General features: G+C 73.6%; 4 protein-coding genes. All 4 read right to left on the minus strand.

Annotated features, from left to right (window positions below; translation table 11 throughout):
• Nucleotides 1-6: 6 nt before the first annotated feature.
• Nucleotides 7-1,308: a lipopolysaccharide biosynthesis protein RfbH gene (gene rfbH, locus F9B16_RS02080; RefSeq protein WP_151538081.1), complete on the minus strand. Its 1,302-nt coding sequence runs from the start codon at nucleotides 1,306-1,308 to the stop codon at nucleotides 7-9.
• 353 nt (nucleotides 1,309-1,661) lie between these two features.
• Nucleotides 1,662-2,261, minus strand: coding sequence for a dTDP-4-dehydrorhamnose 3,5-epimerase family protein (locus F9B16_RS02085; protein WP_151538082.1), 600 nt, complete (start codon nucleotides 2,259-2,261; stop codon nucleotides 1,662-1,664).
• The gene (locus tag F9B16_RS02090; RefSeq protein ID WP_404800471.1) at nucleotides 2,197-3,387 is read right to left on the minus strand and encodes a nucleotide disphospho-sugar-binding domain-containing protein; all 1,191 of its coding nucleotides are present in this window, start codon (nucleotides 3,385-3,387) and stop codon (nucleotides 2,197-2,199) included. The genes F9B16_RS02085 and F9B16_RS02090 overlap by 65 nt, the downstream gene beginning before the upstream one ends.
• A gap of 51 nt (nucleotides 3,388-3,438) precedes the next feature.
• The coding region (locus tag F9B16_RS02095; protein WP_151538084.1) for an AMP-binding protein at nucleotides 3,439-6,182 on the minus strand (2,744 nt) is incomplete at its 5' end.

Genomic DNA, 6,182 nt, shown 5'->3' on the forward strand with positions numbered 1-6,182 from the left:
TGCGGGTCAGTGGCGGCGGGACACGAACTCCATGATCGAGCCGGCCATGTAGTCGACCATCTCGACGGTGAGCCGGGGGTGTACCCCGATCCAGAACGAGCTCTCGGTGATGGTGTCGCTGTTGGTCAGGTCGCCGGCGATCCGGTGCGGCCGGTCGAGGTAGGCGGGGTGGCGGGTCAGGTTGCCCGCGAAGAACCGCCGCGTGCCGATCCGGCGCGCCTCCAGGAAGTCCACCAGCTCCTTGCGGGTGAACGGGGCGTCCGGGCGGACGGTGAGCACGAACCCGAACCAGCTCGGGTCGCTGCCGGGGGTGGCGGACGGCAGGAGCAGACCGGGCAGCCCGTCCAGCGCCTCGCGGAGCCGCCGCCAGTTGCGCCGCCTGGCGTCCACGAAGTCCGGGAGCTTCTCCAGCTGCGTGAGCCCCAGGGCGCCCTGCAGGTCGGTCGCCTTCAGGTTGTAGCCCACGTGCGAGAAGATGTACTTGTGGTCGTAGCCGTGCGGCAGCTCGCCCATCTGGTACGAGAACCGCTTCATGCACTTGTTGTCCTCGCCCGGCTCGCACCAGCAGTCACGGCCCCAGTCGCGCAGTGACTCGATGATGCGGGCGAGCGCGAGGTTGTCGGTGAGCACGCAGCCGCCCTCGCCCATCGTGAGGTGATGGGCCGGGTAGAAGCTCACCGTCGCGTAGTCGCCGAACGTCCCGGTGAGCCTGCCCTGGTAGGTCGAGCCGACCGCGTCGCAGTTGTCCTCCACCAGGAACAGCTCGCGCTCCTCCGCGAGGGCGGCGATCTCGGCGACCTCGAACGGGTTGCCGAGCGCGTGCGCCATCATGATGGCGCGGGTGCGCGGCCCGATCGCCTCGGCGACGCGTTCGGCCGTGGCGTTGTACGTGCCGAGCTCGACGTCCACGAAGACGGGCGTGAGCCCGTTCTGCACGATGGGGTTCACGGTCGTGGGGAAGCCCGCCGCCACCGTGACGACCTCGTCGCCCGGCTCCAGCCGGCGGTCCTCGAGCAGCGGCGAGGTGAGCGCCGACGCGGCCAGCAGATTGGCCGAGGAACCCGAATTCACCAGATGGGCCTTGCGCAGACCGTAATACCGCGCGAATCGACTCTCGAATCTGCGGGACGCGCCGCCGGTATTGATGCGCAGTTCCAGGGCCGCTTCCACGAGCGCGATACGGTCGTCCTCGGCGAGCACGGCCCCGGCCGGAAGCAGCGGCGTCACGCCCGGTTCGAAATCGGCCTCAACGGTCACTTCGTGGTGGTACTTGCGAGCCAGCTCCAGCAGGAGCTCCTTGGTCGTCATCGCCTTCCCTCCGCCGGGTTGCCGTCCCACCCTGCCCGCCGCGGCTCGAGGCCATCTCGAGCGGCGACGGAGGCCGCGGGGCCCGCCGGACCTCGGCCACCGCACCCGACGGGGGGACCGGTGCGGTGGCCGAGGAGCTCTGCGGGACCGGCTATTTCTTGTTCCTGTTGTTCTTGACATTGCTGTAGAGAAAAAGGACGATCCCGATGACCACGACCACGTACCAGTATGGTTCCACCGCTCCATTTCCTTCCCATCGTGGAAGCCCGCGTTCCTAGAATCGCCCGGCACCGGAATGTCCGCCAGATCGGTCCGTCACCGATCGCGTGTGACAGAAGTACTGTGGCGCCGCGCTAACCGACGGGAAGCTGTCCGTACAGCGCGAGGCATTCCTCGTAGGAGGCCAGCAGGCCGTCGCGCAGCGCCTCCTCGACGGTGGGCGCCGAGGCGTCCTTCGGGGACACGATGGGCTGCCCGTCGGTGTCCCATGGCAGCGCGAGCGCCGGGTCGAACGGGTTGATGTCCAGCTGGGTGCCGGGCACGTAGGCGGTCGAGCAGAGGTAGCTCACGCACGCGTCGTCGGTGAGCGCGACGAACCCGTGCCCGAGGCCCTCGGCGATGAACACCGACCGCCCGGACTCGCCGTCCAGCACCGACGTGTCGTAGTGACCGAAGGTGGGCGAGCCGACGCGCAGGTCGACGACGAAGTCGCGGACCGCGCCGCGCGGGCAGCCGACCACCTTGGCCTGGGCGGGCGGGATCAGGACGCCGTGGATGCCGCGCACGACGCCGCGCCGCGACACCGAGTGGTTGACCTGGGCGGGCGTGAAGCGGTGCCCTACCTCCGCGAGCGCCTCGTGCTTGAACGACTCGTAGAAGCAGCCGCGTTCATCGCGCAGCTGCCGCGGCTCGATCAGGAAGCTGTCCGGGACCTTGAGCGGCGTGATCTCCATGCTCGCGGAGCGTAGTTTCGGCCGCTCGAACCTCGGTCTCGGTCGCCTCGGCCCGCACCCGTTCCGCCACCGCCGCCGTCGACGGCAGCTCCCGCACCTCCTGGGCGAGGCGGGTCGCGGCCCGCGCGCAGGACGGCTCGTCCAGCACCCGCAGGGCCGCCCGCTCGACCTCCGCCGGGGCGGGGCAGGAGGCGAGCACGGCACCGCAGCCGGACGCCGCGACCCGCTCGGCCGTGGGGAAGTGGTCGGTCATCTGCGGGAGCATCACCTGCGGGACGCCGGCGGCCACCGCGGCCATCGCCGTGCCCGTGCCGCCGTGGTGGACGACCAGGTCACAGGAGTCCAGCGTCGGGTGCAGCGGGGTCCAGCCGGCGTGCACGACGCCGTCCGGCAGCGTCCCGAGCCGCGGGACGAGCGCGTCCGCCAGCCCGACGATCACCTCCAGCCCGCCCGCCGCGAGCCGCCGGACGATCTCGACCAGGTCGCCCGCCCTGCCGTGCTCGACCACGACGCTGCCGAAGGTCACCAGCACCCGCGGGGCCGCCGCCGGCTCCCGCGGTTCCCAGCGGCGCGCCGGCCCGTGGTAGCCGGTCGGCCGCATCGCCATGCCGGTCGTCCCGCTCGGCCACAGGCTCGGCGGCGACGGATGGACCGACGCGATCGGCCGCGGCAGCCGCCCCAGCACCTCGCTTCCACCCGCCGCGTGCTGCTCAAGCGGCGGCAGGCCCCATGCGTGCTCGATCCACGGGACTCCCGCCTCGGCGGCCGCGATCCGGCCGGCGAACTCGCACGGCTCGCTGACGACCACGTCCGGCCGGAACGCGCCGACGAGCCCGCGCATCCCCGCGAGCGCCCGCCCGGCCAGCATTCCCCAGCCGCGGCCGCTCGCCGCCAAGGCGGCGTCCACCGATCCGGCCGCGAAGTCCACCCCGCTCGCGGCGGCGTACTCGCCGTCCCCGATGTCGCTCGGCACGACCGCCGCCGGCAGCCCGGCACCGGTGATCACCGATCCGAACCCCGGCACCGGCGTCGCGACGAGCACCTCGTCGCCGCCGCAGCGCAGGGCCCACGCCAATCCGACGAGTGGATGGAAGTGCCCGACCATCGGAACCGCGGTGAAGAGCACTCTCAACGCCAGGCACCTCCCAAGGTGTTCGTGTCCGTACTACGGCGGGGGCTACAGGCCGTCCGGGCTCTGGCGCAGTATCCGCACGTACTCGTCGGTGATCCGCCGGGCCAGCGACGCCGGGAAGCGGTCGGTGCGGACCGTGGTCGTCACGGCGATTCCGCCGGCGCCGGTCGGCCGCACGTCCAGCTCCAGCTCGGTGCTCATCGTGGCGGTGTCGAGGCGGCGGAGCGTGGCCTCGCAGCCGGGCAGCGACAGCACCGGCGGCGGGTCGTCCTGGAGAAGGAAGCTCGGCATGCCGGCCAGTTCCCCGATGCGCCCGGACCGCGCCATCAGCCCGGCCACGTCGACGAACGGGACGTCCTGGGCGCCGAGCGCCGCGCCGATCGTGGCGAGCGCGTGGTCCAGCCCGCCGCCCGACGGCTTGGGCCGGACGCAGAGCAGGTCGACGCGGCACGTGACCGAGTGGGCCTGCCGGACGCCGCCGCGGTGCGCCACGGGGATCTTGACCGAGAAGTCCTCCTGACCGGTGAGCCGGTGCAGCACCAGGCCGAAGACCGCCAGCAGGCAGCCGGTCCGGGTCACGCCCTGCTTGCGTGCGAGCAGGTCCCACGGCTCCAGGCACCGGGCGTCCACCTCGCGCCGCACGGCCGCCTTGGGACCGGCCGCCGCCTCGGAGGTGCCCGTGCGGAACGGTGCCAGGGAGACGCCGCGCATCTGCGGGACGGCGTCCAGCCAGTACCGGCGCTGGCCGCCGAGGTCCACCAGGTCCAGCTCGCGCTGGTACTCCGCCCAAAGGTCGCGCAGAACGGTCCCGGGACCCGCGAACTCCGGCTCCCGCCCGTGCAGGCGCGCCGCGTAGGCGATGCCGAGCTCGCGCGCCATGACGCTCTCCGAAAGCCCGTCGAACGCGGCGTGGTGTACGGCGAGCCCGAACAGCACGCGCTCGCCGCACCGCACGAGCGCGGATCGCCAGACGTTGCCCTCCAGCACGCGCAGCGGCCGGAAGAGCACCTCGGTCAGCCTCTTCTCGGCGGACTCCGGAGAGGTCGCCTCGGGCAGATGATGCAGCTCCGGCTCCCCTGGGTCGTCGGGGAGCAGCGCGGTGGCGTCCGGCCCGCCGCGGTACGTGGCGTGCAGCGACTCGTGGCGCCGGTGGACGTCGCGCACGGCGGCCTCCAGCGCCCGGGTGTCCACGGCCCCGCCGATCCACCAGGCCATCCGGCAGAGATCCGACTCGTCGCTCTGCTCCTCGCCCGCCGACCACAGGAAGAGCCGCTGCTGAGGGCAGAGCGGAACCTCCTCACCGGCGCCGGCCGTGCGCGCCGCCGGCGCGGGCTCCTCGCCGACCGAGTCGGCCCAGGCCGCCAGCTCGCGCACGGTCTGGGCGGCGAACACGCGCGACGCGGGGACGGCCAGGCCGAGGACCGAGTCCAGCCGGGTGCAGAGCCGCGCGACGTCCAGCGAGTTGCCGCCGAGGGTGAAGAAGGAGACGTCGGGCGGCACCGAGGGCACGCCGAGGACCTCGCAGAACGCGGCCGCGACCTCTGCCTCCGAGCCGTCGGCCAGGTCCGTCGCGGGGCCGGTGCCCACCGGCTCCCGGGCGTCGTCGAGCAGGGCGCGCAACGCGGTCAGGTCGGCCTTGCCGTTGGCCAGCAGCGGGAGCGCCTCCACGCAGCGAATCGGCCCCGGCAGGAGGTAGCCGGGCAGCCGGGCGGCCAGCGCGGCGCGCACGGCCTCCTCCGGCGGGCCGGACGCGGGCGAACCGGACCCCGACGGGCCCGGGCCGGCCGCGACGTAGAACAGGCCCAGCTCCCGGTAGGCGCCGTCGGGCCCGGCGATCGGGGCGGCGACCGCCTCGGCGATCCCCGGGACGCCGAGGGCCGCCTCCTCGATCTCGCCCGGCTCGATGCGATGGCCGCGGATCTTGACCTGCCGGTCGTCGCGGCCGTCGAAGTAGAGCCGCCCGTCCGGCGACCAGTGCCCGAGGTCGCCGCTGCGGTAGAGCAGCCGCGGCTCGCCGTCCAGCACGACGTGCCGGAACCGGCGGGCGGTCAGCTCGGGGTCGTTCACGTACCCGTGGGCCAGCCCGGCGCCGCCGAGGCAGATCTCCCCGGTCTCCCCCGGGGCGCAGACCCGGTCGCCGTCCAGCACGTGGATCTCGGTGTCGGTCACCGCCTCGCCCAGCGGGATGCCCGCCGGATCCGCGCAGTCCTCCGGCCGGATGTCGCCGACCGTCACGCCGATGGAGCACTCGGCGGGCCCGTAGATGTTCAGCAGGCGGGCGTCCGGATGCCGGTCCAGGAACCGGCGGGCGTGCGCGGCGGAGGCGCGCTCGCCGCCGATGATCAGCCAGCGGAGGCCCGCGAACGCGTCGACGTCCGCCCCCACCAGGGAGTTGAACAGCGACGTCGTGAGGAACCCGGCGTTCACGCCCTCGCGCTCGACGAGCCGCCGCAGCATGCGGGGCACGAGCACGGGCTCGTCCAGCAGCACGGTGGTGCCGCCGGTGAGCAGCACGCTCCAGCAGTCCAGCGCGAACCCGTCCCAGGTCGCGGGCGCTACCTGCGGCATGACGACACCGGGGCCGAGGTCGGCGAAGGCGCAGTCGTCCCACAGCCGCACCGTTCCGGCGTGCGGGGACACCACGCCCTTCGGCGTGCCGGTCGAGCCGGAGGTGAAGAACACCGCGGCGGGGTCGGCCGCGCCGACCCGCACCGGCCCGGGCCTGCGGCCGCGCGCCGCTGCCGCCGCCGGGTCCGGCTCGGTCAGGTGCCAGACCGGCGCCGGCAGGC

This window comes from Actinomadura montaniterrae (assembly GCF_008923365.1).
In the GTDB taxonomy this organism is placed as follows: domain Bacteria; phylum Actinomycetota; class Actinomycetes; order Streptosporangiales; family Streptosporangiaceae; genus Spirillospora; species Spirillospora montaniterrae.

Bases quoted from the DNA above. Each gene is read 5' to 3' on its own strand.
- F9B16_RS02085 (WP_151538082.1), bottom strand. From the start codon at position 2,261: ATGGAGATCACGCCGCTCAAGGTCCCGGACAGCTTCCTGATCGAGCCG.
- rfbH (WP_151538081.1), bottom strand. From the start codon at position 1,308: ATGACGACCAAGGAGCTCCTGCTGGAGCTGGCTCGCAAGTACCACCAC.